We start from the raw sequence: 21,120 nt of genomic DNA, 5'->3' as shown, positions 1-21,120 counted from the left end.
CGGTGCACTATTGTTCAAAAAACAAGTTTTGCATCGTCCAGTCAGGAGACGCCCCATGTCCACGCCAGAAACCGCAATCGCGCCAGTCGACTACCGCACCGATCCCTCGAAGTACAAGCATTGGAAGCTGAGTTTCAACGGTCCCGTCGCGACCCTCGGTATCGACATCGCCGAGGACGGCGGCATCCGTGACGGCTACAAGCTGAAGCTGAATTCATACGACCTCGGCGTCGATATCGAGCTGCACGACGCGATACAGCGCATCCGCTTCGAGCATCCCGAAGTCAAAACAGTGGTGCTGACGAGCCTGAAAGACCGCGTGTTCTGCTCAGGCGCGAACATCTTCATGCTGGGCCTGTCCACGCATGCCTGGAAGGTCAACTTCTGCAAGTTCACCAACGAAACGCGCAACGGTCTCGAAGATTCGTCGCGTCATTCGGGTCTGAAGTTTCTCGCTGCCGTGAACGGTGCGTGCGCCGGTGGCGGTTATGAACTCGCGCTCGCCTGCGACGAAATCTATCTGGTGGATGACCGCTCGTCGTCGGTATCGCTGCCGGAAGTGCCGCTGCTGGGCGTGCTGCCGGGCACGGGCGGCCTGACGCGCGTCACGGATAAACGCAAGGTGCGTCACGATCGTGCGGACATTTTCTGCACGGTGGTCGAAGGCATTCGCGGTGAGCGGGCGAAAGCATGGCGTCTCGTGGATGAAGTCGTAAAGCCGAATCAGTTCGACCAAACGATTCAGGCACGCGCGCTCGAACTCGCGGAACAAAGCGATCGTCCGGCGGACGCGCAAGGCGTGGTGCTCACGCGGATCGAACGCACCGACCGCGAAGACGGCCTGACTTATAAAACGCTCGACATCACGATCGATCGTGCGAAGCGGATCGCCACCTTCACGGCGAAAGCCCCGCAAGCCGGACAACCCACGGAGATCGACGCGATCGTCGCTGCCGGCACGAACTGGTGGCCGCTGCAGTTCGCACGCGAACTCGACGACGCGATCCTGTCGATGCGCACTAACGAACTCAACATCGGCACCTGGGTCTTCAAGACTGAAGGTGATGCCCGTAACGTGCTCGCCGCCGATGCCACGCTGATGCAGCACAAGGACCACTGGTTCGTGCGCGAAACCATCGGCCTGCTGCGCCGCACCTTGGCGCGTATCGACGTGTCGTCGCGGTCGCTGTTCGCGTTGATCGAACCGGGCTCGTGCTTTGCAGGCACCTTCGCGGAACTCGCGTTCGCCGCCGACCGAAGCTATATGGCGGCACTGCCGGGCAACGAAGACGAAGAACCGGCGATCACGCTGTCGGAAGTCAACTTCGGTCTCTATCCGATGGTCACGCATCAATCGCGGCTTGCCCGTCGCTTCTATGAAGAGGTCGAGCCGCTCGACGCGGTGCGCTCGAAGATCGGCGAGGCGCTCAAGCCTGTTGAAGCCGAGCGTCTTGGCCTCGTGACCGCGTCGCCCGACGATATCGATTGGGCCGACGAAATCCGCATCGCGCTCGAAGAGCGCGCGGCGATGTCGCCGGATGCCTTGACCGGTCTGGAAGCGAATCTGCGCTTCAACGGCCCGGAAACGATGGAGACCCGTATTTTCGGGCGTCTCACCGCCTGGCAGAACTGGATTTTCAATCGGCCGAACGCAGTGGGCGAGAAGGGCGCGCTCAAGGTGTATGGCAAGGGCAGCAAGGCGCAATTCGACGTCTCGCGCGTTTGATTCTTTCCGACGCGACGCCACATAACTGAAAAAACGCCGCCTGCCTGATACGCGCCTCTCATCCGCAAGCTCTGTATTCCGACCAGGGAACCGACCATGTCATCGATCAACTACAGCGAAAAGATTCCGAACAACGTCAATCTCGCGGACGACCGCGCACTGCAACGCGCACTCGAACAGTGGCAGCCGAATTTTCTGTCGTGGTGGGGCGATATGGGCCCGGAAGGCTCGCACGGCTATGACGTGTATCTGCGCACGGCGGTGAGCGTCGACGCCGGCGGTTGGGCGCACTTCGATCACGTGAAGATGCCGGACTATCGCTGGGGCATTTTCCTCACGCCCGGCGAGCAGGACCGCAAGATTCACTTCGGCGAGCACAAGGGCGAGGCGGCATGGCAGGACGTGCCCGGCGAGCATCGCGCGAATCTGCGTCGCATCATCGTGACACAAGGCGATACGGAGCCAGCTTCGGTCGAGCAGCAGCGGCATCTGGGTTTGACCGCACCGTCGATGTACGACTTGCGCAACCTGTTTCAGGTGAACGTGGAAGAAGGCCGCCACCTTTGGGCGATGGTGTATCTGCTGCATCGCTACTTCGGCCGCGATGGACGTGAAGAAGCCGAAGCACTGCTCGGCCGCCGTTCGGGCGACGCAGACAATCCGCGCATTCTCGGTGCCTTCAATGAGAAAACGCCGGACTGGCTCGCGTTCTACATGTTCACGTACTTTACCGACCGCGACGGCAAGTTCCAGTTGTCGGCACTCGCCGAGTCGGGTTTCGATCCGCTGGCGCGCACCACCAGGTTCATGCTGACCGAAGAAGCGCATCACATGTTCGTCGGCGAATCGGGGGTGTCGCGCGTGATCCAGCGTACCGCGCAAGTGATGAACGAACTGGGCACGGACGACGTCGCGAAGATTCGCGCGGCCGGCGTGATCGATCTGCCGACCATCCAGCGTTATCTGAACTTCCATTACTCGGTGACGATCGACCTGTTCGGCGCCGATCATTCTTCGAATGCGGCCACGTTCTATAGCTCGGGCCTGAAGGGCCGCTATGAAGAGAACAAGCGCGACGACGATCATCAACTGAATGGTCAAAGCTACAAGCTGCTCGACGTGCAGGACGGCAAACTCGTCGAGCGCGAAGTGCCGATGCTCAACGCCATGAATGAAGTGCTGCGCGACGACTACATTAAAGATTCGGTGGCGGGCGTTGGCCGCTGGAACAAGGTGCTCGAAAAGGCCGGCATCGATTTCCGCATGACGGTGCCGCATAAGGCGTTCAACCGGCAGATCGGCACGTTTGCCGGCACCCGTATATCGCCGGATGGCCGTGTGATCAGCGAGACCGAATGGACCGCGAATGAAGCGAAGTGGCTCGCCTCGCCGGAAGACCGCGCGTATGTCGCTTCGCTGATGGGCCGCGTGACCGAGCCCGGCAAGTTCGCGAACTGGATTGCGCCGCCGGCAATGGGTGTGAACCGTCAGTCGGTCGATTTCGAATACGTGCGCTTTAACTGAGTACGGCGATTAACAACGTGCGGCGTCGTATTCGCACGAATATAGGGTGGAGGAAGTCATGAACGGCCCAGTATCGATCGAAGTTCTCAGGCAGCATCTGATCGATCCGGAAATCTGCATTCGCTGCAATACCTGCGAAGAGACTTGCCCGGTCGATGCGATCACGCACGACGAGAACAATTACGTGGTCAAGGCGGATGTCTGCAATGGCTGCATGGCGTGCGTGCCGCCGTGTCCGACCGGCGCGATCGATAACTGGCGCACCGTGTTGAAGGCCGATGCGTATTCCATCGACGAGCAGTTCAAATGGGACGTGCTGCCTGAGCAGAACACGATGGCCGTGCCTGCTGCTGAAGATGAATCGGTCGCGGCGGGAGCGTCAGGCGATGCGCCGACGGATGCAAGCGGTATTGAAGTCGATACCGTGCGTGGGTCGGTGGTCCCGCCGTGGTCCGCGGCGAAACCGTACGTGAATCTCTACACGCACAAGGCGCCGACTGCCGCGACGGTGGTCGGCAACTACCGGCTCACCGACGGTTCGACCGATAGCGACATCCATCACATCGTGCTCGATTTCGGTTCGATGCCTTTCCCTGTGCTGGAGGGCCAGTCGATCGGTATCCTGCCGCCGGGAGCGACCGCGGACGGCCGCACGCATCACGCGCGGCAGTACTCCATCGCGAGCCCGCGCGACGGCGAACGGCCCGGCTATAACAACGTGTCTCTCACCGTGAAGCGCGTTTCCCAGCAGCACGGCGACGCGCTCGATGGGATCTGCTCGAATTATCTGTGCGATCTGAAGAAGGGTGACGTGGTGAGCGTGATCGGCCCGTTCGGTGGCACCTTCCTGATGCCGAATCATCCGAACTCGCATCTGCTGATGATTTGCACGGGCACCGGTTCAGCGCCGATGCGCGCGATGACCGAGTATCGCAGGCGGCGTCGTCTGAAAGGCGCAACTGGCAAGCTGATGCTGTTCTTCGGCGCGCGTACGAAAGAAGAGTTGCCGTACTTCGGGCCGCTGACGAATCTGCCGAAGGATTTCATCGACACGAATCTGGCGTTTTCGCGCACGCCGGGGCAGCCCAGGCGCTATGTGCAGGACGCGATGCGCGAGCGCGCGGCCGACGTCGCGCACATGCTCAAGGACGACAACACGCATATCTACGTGTGCGGGTTGAAGGGTATGGAAGACGGCGTGCTGCAGGCGCTGAAGGATATCGGCGAACAGCACCAGCTCGACTGGGAAGCGTTGTGGACGAAGTTGAAGCGGGAAGGGCGGTTGCATCTGGAGACGTATTGATCGGCTAGCGTCCGGCCGAGAGTGGGCCCGCATGCTTTGCGGGCCAAGCGGCTTTTACCAGATCGTTTTGACGTGCGGATACGCGCGAATTTTTTCGTCTTTTGTCACTAGCGGTACGGCAAACTTGCGTGCGGTTGCCACGATCATCCTGTCGGCTGGGTCCTTATGGAACTCACCGGGAAGATCGACGGACTTCGTTGCGATTTCCACATCGACAGGTATAAAGCGTACAGCTTCGATTGCCGAGACGGTGGCGAGCCAACTGCTGACATCCATCGAGAGTAAGAGCCTCTCTCGCTCCACCAGCATGGCTATTTCCCATGCGGAAATAGCCGACACGACGATTTCCCCGCCGGCCATTTCGTGCCCGATGGCAGTTTTTGCTTTCTTGCTTAACGTCGAATCGCCGGTGACCCACCAGACCAGAGTATGGGTGTCCAGAACGATCACTGCGCCGCCTCCCAGTCGTCTTCTCCAACGGGAGTGGTAGGGTTGTCGTAACGCACGACTGAGCCGCGTAGCACGTCTAGTGGACTGCGTTCTACGCCGCGATAGGGCCGCACTTCAAGCGCTGGCTTGCCGTGGTCGGTGACAATCAAGCTTTCGCCGGACGCCTCCACTTGCCGGAACAATTCGAGCGCCTTGGCCTTGAATTCAGACTTCGATACCAGATTGCCTTGCATGATAGCTCCTATAGTCATGTGCCTATAGTCACTATTGTACTCAAAAATGACTAGATGGATATAGTCATTGATCGACTGATCCTTTGCCTTGCGCCGGCGACACCGCCCCACACGCCCGAATCACCAACTGCACGACTTCCTCCGTCGTCGCTTCGAACGCTTTCTGCGTCAGCGCGCGCTTGCCTTTGAGCGCGCGAATCTGCGCGTCGAAGTCGGCGTAGTGCTGGGTAGTCGCCCAGATCATGTACATCAGAGTTTGTGCGTTGACCGGCGCCAGCAGCCCGCGTGCGATCCAGTCGTCGATGACCTTCACCCTGCTGTCCAGCCACGGCTTCACGCGCCCCGTGAGAATGTCCTCCATATGCTCCGCGCCGTGGATGATCTCGCTCGCCCATACCTTCGAACCTAATGGCCGGCGGCGCGACAACTCCATTTTCGCGCGTACGTATCCGCCGATCGCTTCGACAGGATCGTCGCTGCATTCGAACGTATCCGCCGCGCGGTGCCAGTCTTCGAACAGGTCTTCCAGCACACGCCGGTACAACGCGAGTTTTGTCGGGAAGTAGTAATGCAGGTTAGCTTTCGGTAAGCCTGCGCGTTCCGCGATCATCGCCGTGCTGGTTCCGTCGAGTCCTCGCTCTGCGAAAACCGCTTCGGCGCACGCCAATAAATGCGCTTCATTCGACTCGCGAATATGCGCCTTGCGCCGCCGCAAAGGTGCGCGCGTTTCGTCCAGTGTCTCGTCGTTTTCCGTGATGTCGGCAGCCACGCTGTTGTCTCTCATGTTGGCCTTCATCGGCATGTGTGCCGCGTCGCGCTTCATTCTAGTCGTTTGAGCGCGGACGGACACGCGCAATCGAGGCCGTCGCAAAATGCGTGCTGCAGTGCAATGGCACGCTTCTCGCTACGTTTCCTACCGTACGAAAGGTGTTGATTTGGCGGGCTTAATCGTCTACAACCTGTCCAACTGGACAGGATTGAGAGAGCGGGCGATGCCCTAGGGTTTGCCCTCTGTATAAGAGGCAATCGAAGGGATCGAGTGTGCACCGCCGCCGTGCGGCCACGCCCCAAACCCGCCGCCTATGCACCAGTTTCATGTCGATTCACCGAAAGGAGCGAGACGAATGAACGCGGTATCCGAAGCGCTGAAGCAGGCAGAACCCGCTACGTCGATCAGGGTCGACGGCAAGCGGCTGTGGGACAGCTTGATGACGATGGCGAAGATCGGCGCGACGCCCAAAGGCGGTGTCTGCCGGCTGGCGCTGACCGACCTCGACAAGCAGGGGCGCGACCTGATCGTCAGTTGGGCGAAGGAAGCGGGTTGCACGGTCAGTGTCGATCAGATGGGCAATGTGTTCATGCGCCGCGCCGGGCGCAATCCCGATGCGCTGCCGGTCATGACCGGCTCGCACGCGGACTCGCAGCCGACCGGCGGCCGTTTCGACGGCATCTACGGCGTGCTCGGAGGACTCGAAGTGATCCGCAGTCTGAACGATCACGGCATCGAGACCGAGCATCCGGTCGAAGTGGTGATCTGGACCAACGAAGAAGGCTCGCGCTTCGCGCCCGCTATGGTTGCCTCGGGGGTGTTCGCCGGTGTCTTCACGCTGGACTATGGCCTCTCGCGCAAAGACGTGGACGGCAAGACCATCGGCGAGGAGCTCAAACGCATCGGCTATGCGGGCGATCTGCCTTGCGGTGGCCGTCCGTTGCATGCCGCGTTCGAATTGCACATCGAACAAGGGCCGATTCTCGAAGCCGAGCAAAAAACCATTGGCGTGGTGACCGATGCGCAAGGTCAGCGCTGGTACGAAATCACGCTGACGGGGCAAGAGGCGCATGCGGGTCCGACGCCGATGCCGCGCCGTCGCGATGCTTTGCTCGGAGCCGCGCGCGTGGTCGATCTGGTCAATCGCATCGGGCTGGATAACGCGCCATTCGGCTGCGCGACGGTCGGCATGATGCAGGTCTATCCGAACTCGCGCAATGTGATTCCGGGCCGCGTGTTCTTCACCGTCGACTTCCGTCATCCCGACGACGCGGTGCTCGCGAAGATGGATGCCGCGTTGCGGCAAGGCGTGGCGGATATCGCGGGCGGCATCGGTCTGGAAACCGAACTCGAGCAGATCTTTTACTACGCGCCGGTCGCTTTCGACGAAGCCTGCGTGAAGTCCGTGCGCGCCGCGGCCGAACGCTTCGGCTATTCGCATCGCAACATGGTGTCCGGTGCGGGACACGACGCCTGCTATCTGTCGCAAGTCGCGCCGACTTCAATGGTGTTCGTGCCGTGCGTCGACGGGATCAGTCACAACGAGATCGAGGACGCCACCTTCGAATGGATCGAAGCGGGCGCTAACGTCTTGCTGCACGCCATGCTCGGAAGAGCGTGCGAGCCGGTTTCATAACGCTTTCGCAGTAGCGGTTGCGGTTTGTGGTTGATTCACCAGCCTCACCGTAGTGCCCATAAAACATGCCGCCCCGGCTCCGCTTCAGCGCAGCCGGTGGGAGCGGCTACGTCCTCACATCGAAGAAGGAACGTGTATGGCCATCAAGCAAACCGGCGATATTGCGGCTCAGCGCCTATCGGCCGATCAACTCTCGTGCGAGTTCTCCGATATCGCGCCGTTGCTCGACGCGAGTGCCGCGGCCGCGGCGGCGAGCCGCTGTCATTACTGTTACGACGCGCCGTGCGTGAACGCGTGTCCGACGCAGATCGACATTCCCAGTTTCATTCGCAAGATCAGCAACGGCAATCTGAAGGGAGCGGCCGTCGACATTCTGTCGGCGAATCCGATGGGCGGCATGTGCGCGCGCGTTTGCCCGACCGAGATTCTGTGCGAGGGTGCTTGCGTGCGCAACCATCAGGACGCGAAGCCGGTGGCGATCGGCGCGTTGCAACGTCATGCGACCGATTGGGCGATGGCGCGCGGCGAGGTGCTGTTCAAGCGCGCGGCTGAAACGGGGCGGCATGTCGCCGTGGTCGGGGCGGGACCGGCCGGACTTGCGTGTGCGCATCGGCTTGCGTTGGCGGGCCATAACGTGACCGTTTACGACGCCCACGAGAAAGCCGGCGGTCTGAACGAATACGGCATTGCTGCCTATAAAACCGTTGACGATTTTGCGCAGCGAGAAGTGGCGTGGCTGTGCTCGATCGGCGGCATCGAGATCAGGCACGGCGTAGCGCTGGGACGTGACGTGGATCTCGATGCGCTGCGCAAGCAATACGATGCGGTCTTCCTCGCGATCGGTCTCACGGGCGTGCGCGCATTGGCGATGGAGGGCGAGGACCTGAGTGGCGTGACGAACGCAGTGGATTTCATCGAACAGGTGCGCACCGCGGCTGACTTCGGCACGGTGCCGGTGGGCCGCCGGGTCGTCGTGATCGGCGGCGGCAATACGGCAGTGGATGCCGCCGTGCAAAGCCACAAGCTCGGCGCGACCTCGGTGACGATGGTGTATCGCCGCGGCGTCGAGTCGATGAGCGCGACGTGGGCCGAGCGCGATTTCGCGCAGACCAACGGCGTCACACTTGTCACGTACGCAATGCCGGTGCGTTTGATCGGAGCAGGCGGCGTGGTGACAGGTGTCGAATTCGAACGCAAGTCAAGCGATGGCGATCAGGAGCGCTTCGTGGTCGGGGCCGACATGGTGCTCAAGGCAATCGGCCAGACGCTGGTGCCGGTCGGTATCGAGCGCGAACTGTTGACGCTGGACGGCAGCCGTATCGCGGTCGATGCAAACGGACAAACCTCGCTGCCAGGCGTATGGGCGGGTGGCGATTGCGCGGCGACGGGTGGGATCGATCTGACGGTACAGGCGGTGCAGGACGGCAAGATCGCCGCCGCGGCGATTGACGCCCAGTTTGCCCGCACAGCCGTCAAAGCCGCCTGAGCCACTCAAGTCACTTAAGCCACGCATCCCATCAGACAAAAAACAGCAGTCCCCAAGGAGCCGAACATGGCCGATTTGCGCTGTACGATTGCCGGCATTACGTCGCCGAATCCTTTCTGGCTCGCCTCCGCGCCGCCGACCGACAAAGCCTATAACGTGAACCGCGCGTTCGAAGCGGGCTGGGGCGGGGTCGTGTGGAAGACGCTGGGCCTCGACCCACATGTAGTGAACGTCAGTTCGCGCTATGGCGCAGTGCAATGGAACGGCCAGCGCATCGCGGGCCTGAACAACATCGAACTGATCACCGACCGTCCGCTGGACGTCAACCTGAAAGAAATCGCCCAGGTCAAACGCGACTGGCCAGACCGCGCGATGATCGTCTCGCTCATGGTGCCGTGCAACGAGCGCGACTGGAAGTGGATTTTGCCGCTCGTCGAAGACACCGGCGCCGATGCGGTCGAACTGAATTTCGGCTGCCCGCACGGCATGAGCGAGCGCGGCATGGGTGCGGCGGTGGGGCAGGTGCCCGAGTACGTCGAGATGGTCACGCGCTGGGTCAAGGAGGGCTCGAAGCTGCCGTGCCTCGTCAAACTCACGCCGAATGTCAGCGACATCCGCCTCGGTTCGCGCGCGGCCTATAAAGGCGGCGCGGACGGCGTGTCGCTGATCAACACGATCAACTCGATCGTCGCGGTCGATCTCGACGCGATGTCGCCGTTGCCGATGGTCGACGGCAAAGGCACGCACGGCGGCTATTGCGGACCGGCGGTCAAGCCGATCGCATTGAACATGGTGGCCGAAATCGCCCGCGACGTGGAAACGCCGAATCTGCCGATCTCCGGTATCGGCGGCATTTCGACATGGCGCGATGCGGCCGAATTCATGGTGCTCGGCGCGGGCAGCGTGCAGGTCTGCACGGCGGCGATGCACTATGGATTCCGCATCGTCTCCGATCTCGCGGACGGTCTTTCGAACTGGATGGACGAAAAAGGCTATGCGACGCTCGACGACATTCGCGGCCGCGCCGTGCCGAACGTCACCGACTGGAAGTACCTGAACCTCAAATACGACATCAAGGCGCGCATCGATCAGGACAAATGCATCCAGTGCGGCCTCTGCCATATCGCCTGTGAAGACACGGCGCACCAGGCGATCATGAAAGAAAAAGATGGCGTCCGGCATTTTGAAGTGATGGACTCCGAGTGTGTCGGCTGTAATCTGTGCATGCATGTGTGCCCGGTCGAGCAGTGCATCACGATGGAGCGTGTGGACAGCGGCGAGTACGCGAACTGGACCACGCATCCGAACAACCCCGCACGGGTGAATGCCGGTGAAAGCGACACGTCGGACGCGGCTGAAACCGCAGAGCACGCCCATGCCCATGCAGCAAAAGCAGCCTGAAACATGAGCTACCTGTAGGAAACGAAACAAAGCGAAGCGCTTGTACTGAACCTGTAGTTTTCCCCAAGGCCTGACGCGCCGCCAGAAGCCGCGCAGGCCTCAACGATCAGTGGAGATCTTTCGATGAAGCAGACAGTGCAATCCGTCGATCCGCAGTTTGCGGCCGGCGCGCAGGGCAGCAGTCTTTATAACGATGACCTTGCGCCGACCGGCGTCGCACAGCGCACGTGGCGGTGGTATCACTTTGCCGCGCTCTGGGTCGGCATGGTGATGAACATCGCGTCGTACATGCTCGCGGCCGGCTTGACGGAGGAGGGCATGTCGCCGTGGCAGGCAGTGGCGACCGTGCTGCTCGGCAATCTGATCGTGCTGGTGCCGATGCTGCTGATCGGGCATGCGGGCGCGAAGCACGGCATTCCGTATGCAGTGCTGGTGCGCTCCTCCTTCGGCACACAAGGCGCGAAACTGCCGGCGATGCTGCGGGCGATCGTCGCGTGTGGCTGGTACGGCATTCAGACATGGCTTGGCGGCAGCGCGATCTACACGCTGCTGAACATTCTGACCGGCAACGCGCTGCACGGTGCGGCCTTGCCGTTCCTCGACATCTCGCTTGCGCAGCTCGCGTGTTTCCTCGTGTTCTGGGCATTGCAGATCTACTTCATCGTGCACGGCACCGATTCGATTCGCTGGCTCGAAAGCTGGTCCGCGCCGATCAAGATCGTGATGTGTATCGCGCTGGTGTGGTGGGCCACCTCGAAGGCGGGCGGCCTCGGCTCGATGCTGTCCGCACCGTCGCAGTTCGTGGCGGGTGGAAAGAAGGAAGGCCTGTTCTGGGCGACCTTCTGGCCCGGCCTCACGGCGATGGTGGGTTTCTGGGCGACGCTGGCGCTGAATATCCCCGACTTCACACGCTTTGCCAAAACACAGCGTGATCAGATCATTGGCCAGTCGGTGGGTCTGCCGATACCGATGGCGCTGCTCTCGGTGATTTCCGTGGTGGTGACGTCGGCGACCGTGGTGATCTATGGCAAGGCGATCTGGGACCCGATCGATCTGACGAGCCGCATGACCGGCATCGGCGTCGGCCTTGCGTTGATCATCCTGACGCTGGATACGATGTGCTGCAATCTGGCGGCGAATCTCGTCGGCCCAGCGTATGACTTTTCGAGCCTGTGGCCGAAAGGTATTTCGTATCGTGTCGGCGGCATGATTACCGCGACCATCGCCATTGTGATGATGCCGTGGAAGATTCTCGCCACCACGCAGGGCTATATTTTCACGTGGCTGGTCGGTTACTCGGCTTTGCTCGGTCCGGTGGCGGGCATTCTGATGGTCGACTACTTCCTGATTCGCGGCACACGGCTGGATCCGCGTGAACTGTTCGACGAGCATGGCGAGTACAGCTACACCGGCGGCTGGAATATCGGCGCGGTGGTGGCGCTCGTGATCGGCGTGCTGCCGAATCTGCCGGGCTTTTTGCACACCGCGTTTCCGGCATCGTTCCCGAATGTGCCGGCGATTTTCAACACGCTCTATACCTATGCCTGGTTTGTCGGACTGGCGTTGGCGTCGATCGTATACAGCGCGTGGATGAAGCTGAGCAAAGGACCGAGCGCGCGCGTGGCGAGTGCCTGAGTGTGTCTGAGTATGCGTGAGCGAGTGAATGAACGAGTGCACGAACTGTGCACCAGCAGAACGAAGTACGTAGCACCGAAACCAGCAGTTCATAAGGAGGCGGCAACATGACGACCCTGATTCGCGGCGGCACGATTATCGACGCGGACAACACGTATCGTGCGGACGTGTTGTGTGCGGACCCGCAGGACGGCGGTACGATCCTGCAGATCGGAGCGGACCTGGCGGCGCCGGCCGGCGCCACCATCGTCGATGCGGGCGGGCAGTACGTGATGCCCGGCGGCATCGATCCGCATACGCACATGGAGTTGCCGTTCATGGGCACCACGGCCAGCGACGATTTCTATACCGGTACCGCCGCGGGTTTATCCGGCGGCACGACCAGCATTATCGACTTCGTGATTCCGAGTCCGAAGCAACCGTTGATGGAGGCCTTCAAGGAATGGCGCGGTTGGGCTGAAAAGGCGTCGGCGGACTACGGCTTTCACGTCGCGGTGACGTGGTGGGACGATTCTGTCTATCGCGACATGGGCACGCTGGTGCACGAACACGGCGTGTCGAGTTTCAAGCATTTCATGGCCTACAAGAACGCGATCATGGCCGATGACGAAGTGCTGGTGAACAGTTTCTCGCGTTCGCTCGAACTCGGTGCGCTGCCTACCGTGCATGCGGAAAACGGTGAACTGGTGTTTCAGTTGCAGCGTCAGTTGCTGGCAAAAGGCTTTACGGGTCCTGAGGCGCACCCGCTGTCGCGGCCGCCGGAGGTGGAGGGCGAGGCTGCCAATCGGGCGATCCGCATCGCGCAGGTGTTGGGCGTGCCGGTGTATATCGTCCACGTGTCCTCGAAAGACGCGGTCGACGCGATCGCGCGTGCCCGCAGCGAGGGCCTTCGCGTGTTCGGCGAAGTGCTGCCGGGCCATCTGGTGATCGACGAAGCGGTGTATCGCGATCCCGACTGGACCCGCGCCGCAGCGCACGTGATGAGCCCGCCGTTCCGTTCCGCGGAGCATCGCGAGGCATTGTGGCGGGGTCTGCAAGCGGGCCAATTACACACTACCGCGACCGACCACTGCGTGTTCTGCGCGTCGCAGAAGGCGATGGGCCGCGAAGACTTTACGAAGATCCCGAACGGCTGTGGTGGCGTTGAAGATCGCATGGCGGTGCTTTGGCATCATGGTGTGAATTCGGGACGTCTCACGCCGAACGAATTCGTGCGTATCACGTCGACTAACGCCGCGCAGATTTTCAACCTGTATCCGCGCAAAGGTGCGGTACAGGTGGGCGCGGATGCCGACCTGGTCGTGTGGGATCCGCAGGCAAGTAAAACCATTTCGGTGAAGACGCATCATCAGAAGGTCGACTTCAACGTGTTCGAAGGGATGACGGTGCAGGGCGTGGCGATGCATACGCTCACGCGCGGCGCGCTGGCATGGACCGATGGCGAGCTGCGGGCAGTGCGGGGTGCAGGGCGTTATCTGAAACGCCCGCCGAATCCGGCTTACTTCGATGCGATCCGGGTGGCCAATAAGCGGAAGGAGCCGCATCCGGTGGAACGGTAAGCAGCATTCGGAACAGCCTGGCAAGTCTTTATCGATTCAACTTCATCCTGCACGAGCTGGCGCACTGCGCCGGTTCGTGCTGTCTCGCTTCCAAGTAGCGCCGGCTGTATGACGCGGCGCTTCATCCCGTTCGAATAGCGACTCGCGCGTTTGCCCGCTGACAGCGTCTGTGTTGCGCGTCGCAGGAGCGACTTCGTAGTCCGCCGTTCTAAGGGCGCGCATATATCCAGTCATCCTGCAGAAACCGGTAGGCTGAGACAAAACCACCCACGGGCGGGCATTGCCTCGTGCCATATCATTTAACTCAGGTATCCAAAGAATTATGTTGATCAATGGGTTGTCATGCTATGCGGCCCGATTGGGTACTTGTCATGGCCGCCGGCGTGCCGGCCATGCGTGTCGATTGCATGCCTTGCGGTGGAGACGAATATGAAGAGTATTAGAGCGGGTACGGTCGGTGTCGCGCTGGCGAGTGGCTTTATGGCGGCCTGTAATGGATCAGTCGAGGATGCGCCGTCGGGTGCGGCCCCGGTCGCGCACTCCGCGCAGAATTTAGCGCAGGCGCGGCCAATTGGCGATCCACTGGCGGAGTATCAGTGGCATTTGAAGAACACCGGTCAAAGCGCATTTTCCATGGGCGCAGGTTTGCCCGGCATGGATCTGAACGTCGACACAGCGTTTGGCGCAGGATGGACCGGCAAGGACGTAAAGGTGCTCGTGCTGGATGACGGTCTTGAGATCGCCCACGAGGATCTTGCAGCCAATGTCGCTCCGGACATGCTCTACAATTTCGATCCCGCCGCGCCGGATGCACACGATCCGACGCCCGTCCAGGAGAATGGACATGGCACGTCGGTCGCCGGCATCATCGGTGCGATCGCCGACAATCAGGTGGGCGGTCGAGGGGTGGCGCCCGGTGTGCGTCTGGGGGGCGCCCGCTTCATCGGATACACAGGCTCGCGCAATTCGTGGGCGAGGGACACATTCGACGCGTTCGGCGGAGCGCCGTTTTCGAGTCGAGCGGATGTGCTCAACGGGTCGTTCGGGCGTGTGACGATCTATCCGCTCGAGCTGGTACCGGGCCAATCAGTCGAGTCTCTTGCAGCCGAGGGACTGGAACAATTGCGCAAGGGTAAGGGCGCTGTTTTTGTCAAATCGGCGGGCAATTCCTATGCCAGCGTTGCTGGCAGCGCGAGCTATTGCGCCCATGCGGTTGCGGCTGGTGTGACGTGCTCGAATGCCAATTCCGATCCGCTTGGAACAGTGCCGCAAGCAGTCATTGTCGGCGCAATCAACGCCCGTGGCGTTCGTTCGAGCTACTCGAGTGCCGGATCGAATTTGCTCGTGTCCGCGTTCGGCGGCGAATATGGCGGGGTGAGCGGTCCCACGATCGTGACATCCGACCTGATGGGATGTGTTCGCGGCTACGCCAAACGTGCCGTGAATAACAGGCCCGCCAACGACTTCGACAAACCGGATTCCGCGACTGGCAAAGCGTTCAATCCAACGTGCAACTACACCTCGCTATTCAATGGCACGTCCTCCGCGGCCCCGATGGTGAGCGCGGTGGTGGCCCTGATGCTCGAGGCCAATGCGAACCTCACATGGCGTGATATCAGGTACATCTTGATGAAAACGGCCAGGATCGTTGACGCGGATCGCAAGCCGGGAGAGGTTACTTTGCCATCGGGAGAAAAATATGCGCCGCAGCCCGCGTGGACGCGCAATGCTGCGGGACTGTGGTTCGACAATTTCTACGGATTCGGTCTCGTGGACTCGGCACGCGCGGTGGCATTGGCGAAAACCTATACGAACCATCTGACCGGACGCATGACCAGCACGGGTGACGCACTGCGCTACGCGGCGGCACAAGACGAGCCGGGCGTGGTGGTGCCAGTCGGCTCCGCGAGCGGCGTCGACACGTCGCTGGTCTACAGCAGCAACAACATCGGCAGGATCGAGGCCGTGCAACTCACGCTTTCGCTCAGGGACGCCAGCATGCGGGATCTGGCGGTGGAACTGATATCGCCGGCGGGTACCCGTAGTGTGTTGTCGAACGCCTATAACGCATTCTGGAATGAAAGTCGTGATGTCAGCGCGTTGACGTTGGCCTCCAACGCCTTCAATGAAGAGTCGGCAAAGGGTGTCTGGAAGGTTCGATTGATTGATACGAACTCCCGGAAAGGCATGCTCCCGACGCGACTTGCCAGTGCGCAATTGCGCGTGTATGGCCGCTGACCTACTTTTGTGATCGAGAAGCTGAGATGAAGACACAACACACTGTTGTATTAGCAGGTTTCGTGTTTATCGGGCATGCGCTCACGGCTCACGCTCAGGACGCTACCGATTTGACGCCCGGCCGGATAGCGCCGGCGAATGTCGTCCAGCAAATGCAATATGAGGCGCCTGTGCGGATCGGGGCGGTTTCGGTCCGGCCTTTGCCTCAAGGCGGCCAACACCCGCTTTCGACCGACGCCAGCCAATCGACACTGGTTGCGCGCACAACGGACAACCTCATCGGCGTCAGTGCCAATGAAATGGTCGTGATCGAGCCCAACGCATCGGCGGTGCAGAAGAAGATCGCGGAACTGGCGGCCGATGCCGCCGTAAGATTGTATGCGGGCAGAGGCATCACCGTGGTGCGGGTGAAACGGTTCTCCGATCTGCCGGCGCTTCAGCAACGACTCGCGGAAGCCTTTCCCACCGCGCGGTTCGATTTACCGGTCATGTACATCGAGAACGAGCCGCACTAGTTGCACGACACCTTCGTTGTTCACGCGGCGGTGAATTGGGCAGTTGCTTTCATTGGGCTTGCTCATCATCGCCGCGCATCGTTCCACTCCCTCCCGCGTTTTCCCCGATGGCGTCGGACAAGCGTTCCGTGTTGCCATGCATGCTACCTTCTCCTATCTGCTGTAAAGTTAAATCCGACGTTGCACCAGATATTCTTGCTGTCCGCTTAGCACGCAGGCGCATATGGATCGGAAACCTGATCCTTTGTAAAAACGCAGGCCTTTTGCTACAGTCCGCCCACTTCGCCTGGTCCATCCGGGCCGGCGGACACCATGGAATACAAGATCCAGCCACCGACGTTGCAAACTGACGTAGCAAACATTACGGAGCCACCTGATGAAGTCGATTCGTTCCATTCTGCTGATCGCGCTGCTGCAAGCGGTGACCCTGAGCCCGGCCTTCGCTGCTGACGAGCTCGCGCAGATCAAGTCCGCAGGCGTGCTCAAGATCGGCACCGAAGGCACCTACGCACCGTTCACGTACCACGATGAATCCGGCAAGCTGACCGGCTTCGACGTCGAGCTCGGCACGGCGATCGCGCAACGCCTGGGCGTCAAGCCGCAATTCGTCGAAGGTAAATGGGACGGTTTGATTGCTGGTCTCGATGTGAACCGCTACGACGCGGTGATCAATGAAGTCGCTGTTACCGACGCGCGCAAAGCGAAATACGATTTCTCGGACCCGTACATCACGTCGCATGCGGCGCTGATTGTGCGTTCGGACAACACCACGATCAGGACGTTCGACGACCTGAAGGGCAAGAAGTCGGCGAATACGCTGACCAGCAACTTCGGCAAGATCGCGGCTGCGCATGGCGCGGAGGTGATTCCCGTGCAGGGCTTCAACGAATCGGTCGACCTGTTGACCTCGGGCCGCGTCGACGCGACCGTCAACGATTCGCTGTCGTTCCTCGACTTCAAGAAGCACAAGCCGGATGCGAAGGTAAAGATCGCCGCGCTCGATACGGCGGCGGACAGCAGCGACAAGTCCGCGGTGCTGATCCGCAAGGGCAACCCCGAGTTGCAGGCGGCGATCAACAAGGCCCTCGCCGACATCAGGAAAGACGGCACGTATTTGAAGATCTCGCAGAAGTACTTCGGTAAAGACGTTTCCCAATAAGCGTCACGTGCGAGTCTGAATCATGCCGGCATGGTTGCATCTGATGGCGCAGTCGCTATGGCCCCTGCTGTATGCGGGGCTCGTCTTTACCGTGCCGCTCACATTGGCATCGTTTGGCATTGGGATTGTCGTGGCGTTTATCGTCGCGCTGGTCCGGCTATTCGGGCCGCGCTGGGCGGTAGCGTGCGTGCGCTTCTACGTATGGCTGTTTCGCGGCTCGCCCTTACTGGTGCAACTGTTCGTGATTTTCTACGGACTACCGAACGTGGGCATCGTGCTCGACCCGTTGACGGCGGCGATCATTGGTTTTTCGCTGAATGTCGGTGCGTATAACTCGGAAGTGATACGCGGTGTGATCGAGTCGATCCCGAAGGGGCAGTGGGAAGCGGCGTACTCGATGGGCATGACGCGTGAGCAGGCTCTGCGCCGCGCGATTCTGCCGCAAGCGGCGCGTGTGGCGCTGCCGCCGCTGTCGAACTCGTTCATCGCGTTGGTGAAGGACACATCGCTCGCCGCGGTATTGACGGTGCCTGAGGTGTTTCAGGCGGCGCAGCGAATCGCGTCGGTGACCTATGAACCGTTGATTCTGTACACCGAGGCGGCACTGGTTTATCTCGTGTTCAGTTCGGTATTGTCGTCGGCGCAAGTCCGGCTCGAGCGCAAGTTCGGCCGCCACGCACTTTTTCAGGCGAGCAACTGATGATTCGACTGGAAAAAATCGACAAGCACTTCGGCGAGAATCGGGTGCTGAATTCAGTGGACCTGCAACTCGCCCCGGGCAATGTCACCGCGCTGATTGGCCCCTCCGGCAGTGGCAAGAGTACGCTTTTGCGTTGCGTGAACCTGCTGGAAATCCCGGAGGCCGGATCACTTGAAGTTGGTGACCAGCGCCTCGAATTCAGCCGTGACCACAAGCCATCGCGCGAGGCGGTGCTGACGATACGCCGCCGCACTGGCATGGTGTTCCAGAATTTTCAGTTGTTTCCGCACCTGACGGTGCGCCAGAACGTCATGGAAGGATTGCTGACCGTACTGAAGTGGGACAAGGAGAGAGCGCGCATACGTGCGGACGAATTGCTTGAGAAAGTCGGCATCGCGCACAAAGCGGACGCATGGCCCTCGACGCTTTCCGGCGGCCAGCAGCAGCGCGTAGCAATCGCGCGGGCGCTGGCACCGTCGCCGGAAGTCTTGTTATGCGACGAGCCCACCTCGGCACTGGATCCCGGACTGGCTGCGGAGGTGGTGGACGTACTCAAGCAGCTCGCCACGGAAGGCATGACGATGTTGATGGCGACCCATGATTTGCGTCTTGCCGCGACGATTGCGCGAGACGTGGTATTTCTGAATAACGGCGTGGTGATGGAGGCGGGCCCATCGCGCGACATTTTCATGAATCCGCGCGAACCGGAGACAGAGCGCTTCGTGTCGACGCTGACGCATAGCTTGCCGGACGCATGGACGGAGCGGAGCTGACCTGAGAGAGGACAAGACGGGAAGAAAGCCAGTCTGTCGACAGCCAGTGGCGCAGCAAAAAAGAAGAGGGGCGCCGAAGCGCCCCTCAAAAAAATTAACGATAGACAAACAATAGACCACTGGTTTGCTAGCGGACTCTTCCGGCGAGCACGAAGTGCGAGTCGGGAGGTATGACGCCTTTGTCACATGCGCCGAATTCCAGATCAAGAACCCCCAAAAACCTCAAATCGCCACACGCTCCGCGTCATCACTCAACGCCACCTCAAAAAACCGTTCCCGCGCAGCGGCATTAGCCCGTGCGTAAGCCCGATTAACCCCACTAATCACAGCCCGAATAGAAGCCGTCACCAGATTGGCATCAATCCCAACCCCAAACGCACTTCCAACCACATCGGCCCCGGCCATCTCAGCCACAGCAACAGCGCGAGCATCGGCGCCTTGAGTCAGCGCCCGCTCTTCATAGTGCTGAATCCGCACAGGCGCCCCAATCGCATGCATCAACGCATCAAGCGGCCCATTCCCTTCCCCGCTCAAGACGCGCCGCGAGCCATGAATATCGACAGTGAGCTTGATATGTTCACGCCCGTCGCGCTCAGACAAACTATGTCCAACATAATGAATCGGCGCAGCACTGTGCACATACTCCTGCTGGAACAATTCCCAGATCTGCGAAGGCGTCACTTCTTGCCCGCTGTCATCGGTATAACGTTGCACGGCGGAGCTAAAATCGACCTGCAAGCGCCGCGGCAACACCACCCCGTAACCCTGCTCGAGCAAATAAGCAATCCCACCCTTACCAGACTGACTATTCACGCGAATCACCGAATCATAAGTCCGCCCAAGATCGCTCGGATCAATCGGCATATAAGGCACCTCCCAGACCGCATCCGGTTTCTGCACAGCAAAGCCTTTCTTGATCGCATCCTGATGCGAGCCGGAGAACGCGGTAAACACCAGATCGCCAACATACGGATGACGCGGATGCACCGGTAACTGCGTGCATTCCTCGGCGGTTCGCGCGACTTCATTGATATTCGAAAAGTCGAGCTCAGGATCGACACCCTGCGTGTACAGATTCAACGCGAGCGTCACGAGATCGACATTGCCGGTACGTTCACCATTGCCGAACAAACACCCTTCGATACGATCCGCACCCGCCATCACCGCCAGTTCCGCGGCCGCCACCGCGGTGCCCCGATCGTTATGCGGATGCACCGAAATGATCAACGAATCGCGACGCGCGAGATTGCGATGCATCCATTCGATCTGGTCGGCGTAGACATTCGGCGTAGCCATTTCCACGGTAGCGGGCAAGTTGACGATCGCTTTGTGCTCGGGCGTCGGTTGCCAGATATCGAACACGGCGTCGCACACTTCCTTGGCGAATTCGAGTTCGGTGCCGCTGAACACTTCCGGGCTGTATTGCAGCGTGAACTGCGTTTCCGGTGTGGCATCGACGAGACGCTTCATCGTACGCGCGGCGTTTTGCGCGAGTTCCTTGACGCCGCTTTTTTCGAGTCCGAATACGATGCGGCGGAATTCCGGCGCGGTGGCGTTGTACAGGTGGACGATGGCGCGCGGCACGCCACGCAAGGATTCGAAAGTGCGTTCGATCAGATCGTCGCGGGCTTGCGTCAACACTTCGATGGTAACGTCGTCAGGGATATGGCCGCCTTCGATCAGCTCGCGCACGAAATTGAAGTCGGTCTGCGAGGCGGACGGAAACGCGACTTCGATTTCCTTGAAGCCAATTTGCACCAGCGTCTTGAACATGCGCATCTTGCGCTCGGCGTTCATCGGTTCGAACAGCGACTGGTTACCGTCACGCAGGTCGGTACTCATCCAGATCGGCGCGCGCGTGATGGTGCGCGACGGCCACTGGCGGTCCGTCAAATTGATCGGCTTGAACGAGCGATACTTGGTAGCAGGGTTCTTCAACATTTTCATCATCCTTGGGATCGATCAACCTGGTGTCGACCGGACGACGAAAAGACAAAGCATGGCCGCCGGTCG

17 protein-coding genes are annotated in these 21,120 nt (G+C 60.5%); 13 read left to right on the top strand and 4 right to left on the bottom strand.

Translation table 11 applies throughout. From position 1 onward, the window contains the following. Positions 1-55 precede the first annotated feature (55 nt). The 3 genes from boxC (at position 56) to boxA (ending at position 4,553) form a co-directional block, all read left to right on the top strand. Positions 56-1,726, top strand: a complete 1,671-nt coding sequence (gene boxC, locus AYM40_RS13860; RefSeq protein WP_063496715.1) for a 2,3-epoxybenzoyl-CoA dihydrolase — start codon at positions 56-58, stop codon at positions 1,724-1,726. Positions 1,727-1,822: 96 nt separating this feature from the next. Next, on the top strand, positions 1,823-3,250 hold the full coding sequence (gene boxB / locus AYM40_RS13855; RefSeq protein WP_063496714.1) for a benzoyl-CoA 2,3-epoxidase subunit BoxB: 1,428 nt from the start codon (positions 1,823-1,825) through the stop codon (positions 3,248-3,250). Between the two features lie 58 nt (positions 3,251-3,308). Continuing rightward, positions 3,309-4,553, top strand: coding sequence for a benzoyl-CoA 2,3-epoxidase subunit BoxA (gene boxA / locus AYM40_RS13850; RefSeq protein WP_063496713.1), 1,245 nt, complete (start codon positions 3,309-3,311; stop codon positions 4,551-4,553). 54 nt (positions 4,554-4,607) lie between these two features. Here the strand turns inward: boxA and AYM40_RS13845 are convergent, their stop codons facing one another. The 3 genes from AYM40_RS13845 to AYM40_RS13835 form a co-directional block, all read right to left on the bottom strand. Beyond that, positions 4,608-5,003 carry a type II toxin-antitoxin system VapC family toxin gene (locus AYM40_RS13845; protein WP_063496712.1) on the bottom strand — a complete coding sequence of 132 codons (396 nt, stop codon included), beginning with the start codon at positions 5,001-5,003 and terminating at the stop codon, positions 4,608-4,610. Then, the gene (locus AYM40_RS13840) at positions 5,000-5,236 is read right to left on the bottom strand and encodes a type II toxin-antitoxin system Phd/YefM family antitoxin (protein ID WP_063496711.1); all 237 of its coding nucleotides are present in this window, start codon (positions 5,234-5,236) and stop codon (positions 5,000-5,002) included. The genes AYM40_RS13845 and AYM40_RS13840 overlap by 4 nt, the downstream gene beginning before the upstream one ends. Positions 5,237-5,300: 64 nt before the next feature. Further along, positions 5,301-6,059 (bottom strand): TetR/AcrR family transcriptional regulator, encoded by a 759-nt coding sequence (locus AYM40_RS13835; protein WP_082855083.1) that lies wholly within the window; start codon positions 6,057-6,059, stop codon positions 5,301-5,303. A 301-nt stretch (positions 6,060-6,360) separates the two neighbouring features. Between AYM40_RS13835 and AYM40_RS13830 the strand changes: the two genes are divergently transcribed. From AYM40_RS13830 to AYM40_RS13785, 10 genes are all read left to right on the top strand, one after another. Beyond that, positions 6,361-7,641, top strand: coding sequence for a Zn-dependent hydrolase (locus AYM40_RS13830; protein ID WP_063496710.1), 1,281 nt, complete (start codon positions 6,361-6,363; stop codon positions 7,639-7,641). 136 nt (positions 7,642-7,777) lie between these two features. Next, positions 7,778-9,127: an NAD(P)-dependent oxidoreductase gene (locus AYM40_RS13825; protein WP_063496709.1), complete on the top strand. Its 1,350-nt coding sequence runs from the start codon at positions 7,778-7,780 to the stop codon at positions 9,125-9,127. Between the two features lie 66 nt (positions 9,128-9,193). Next, positions 9,194-10,528: an NAD-dependent dihydropyrimidine dehydrogenase subunit PreA gene (gene preA, locus AYM40_RS13820; RefSeq protein WP_063496708.1), complete on the top strand. Its 1,335-nt coding sequence runs from the start codon at positions 9,194-9,196 to the stop codon at positions 10,526-10,528. Positions 10,529-10,651: 123 nt separating this feature from the next. Continuing rightward, the gene (locus tag AYM40_RS13815; RefSeq protein ID WP_063496707.1) at positions 10,652-12,163 is read left to right on the top strand and encodes an NCS1 family nucleobase:cation symporter-1; all 1,512 of its coding nucleotides are present in this window, start codon (positions 10,652-10,654) and stop codon (positions 12,161-12,163) included. A 107-nt stretch (positions 12,164-12,270) separates the two neighbouring features. Then, a complete protein-coding gene (gene hydA / locus AYM40_RS13810) occupies positions 12,271-13,722 on the top strand; it encodes a dihydropyrimidinase (protein ID WP_063496706.1) in 1,452 nt (483 codons plus the stop codon). 429 nt (positions 13,723-14,151) lie between these two features. Further along, positions 14,152-15,960 (top strand): S8 family serine peptidase, encoded by a 1,809-nt coding sequence (locus AYM40_RS13805; protein ID WP_158515279.1) that lies wholly within the window; start codon positions 14,152-14,154, stop codon positions 15,958-15,960. A gap of 26 nt (positions 15,961-15,986) precedes the next feature. After that, a complete protein-coding gene (locus AYM40_RS13800) occupies positions 15,987-16,475 on the top strand; it encodes a hypothetical protein (protein WP_063496704.1) in 489 nt (162 codons plus the stop codon). A gap of 376 nt (positions 16,476-16,851) precedes the next feature. After that, positions 16,852-17,634, top strand: coding sequence for an amino acid ABC transporter substrate-binding protein (locus AYM40_RS13795; protein ID WP_063496703.1), 783 nt, complete (start codon positions 16,852-16,854; stop codon positions 17,632-17,634). 22 nt (positions 17,635-17,656) lie between these two features. After that, positions 17,657-18,334, top strand: a complete 678-nt coding sequence (locus AYM40_RS13790; protein ID WP_063496702.1) for an amino acid ABC transporter permease — start codon at positions 17,657-17,659, stop codon at positions 18,332-18,334. Continuing rightward, positions 18,334-19,107, top strand: a complete 774-nt coding sequence (locus AYM40_RS13785; protein WP_063496701.1) for an amino acid ABC transporter ATP-binding protein — start codon at positions 18,334-18,336, stop codon at positions 19,105-19,107. Before AYM40_RS13790 ends, AYM40_RS13785 begins: the two co-directional genes overlap by 1 nt. A gap of 222 nt (positions 19,108-19,329) precedes the next feature. Here the strand turns inward: AYM40_RS13785 and leuA are convergent, their stop codons facing one another. Continuing rightward, on the bottom strand, positions 19,330-21,048 hold the full coding sequence (gene leuA / locus AYM40_RS13780; protein WP_063498012.1) for a 2-isopropylmalate synthase: 1,719 nt from the start codon (positions 21,046-21,048) through the stop codon (positions 19,330-19,332). Between the last annotated feature and the right edge of the window lie 72 nt (positions 21,049-21,120).

It is taken from the genome of Paraburkholderia phytofirmans OLGA172 (assembly GCF_001634365.1).
Classification (GTDB): Bacteria; Pseudomonadota; Gammaproteobacteria; order Burkholderiales; family Burkholderiaceae; genus Paraburkholderia.
This window is presented reverse-complemented; position numbering and strand designations above follow the sequence as displayed.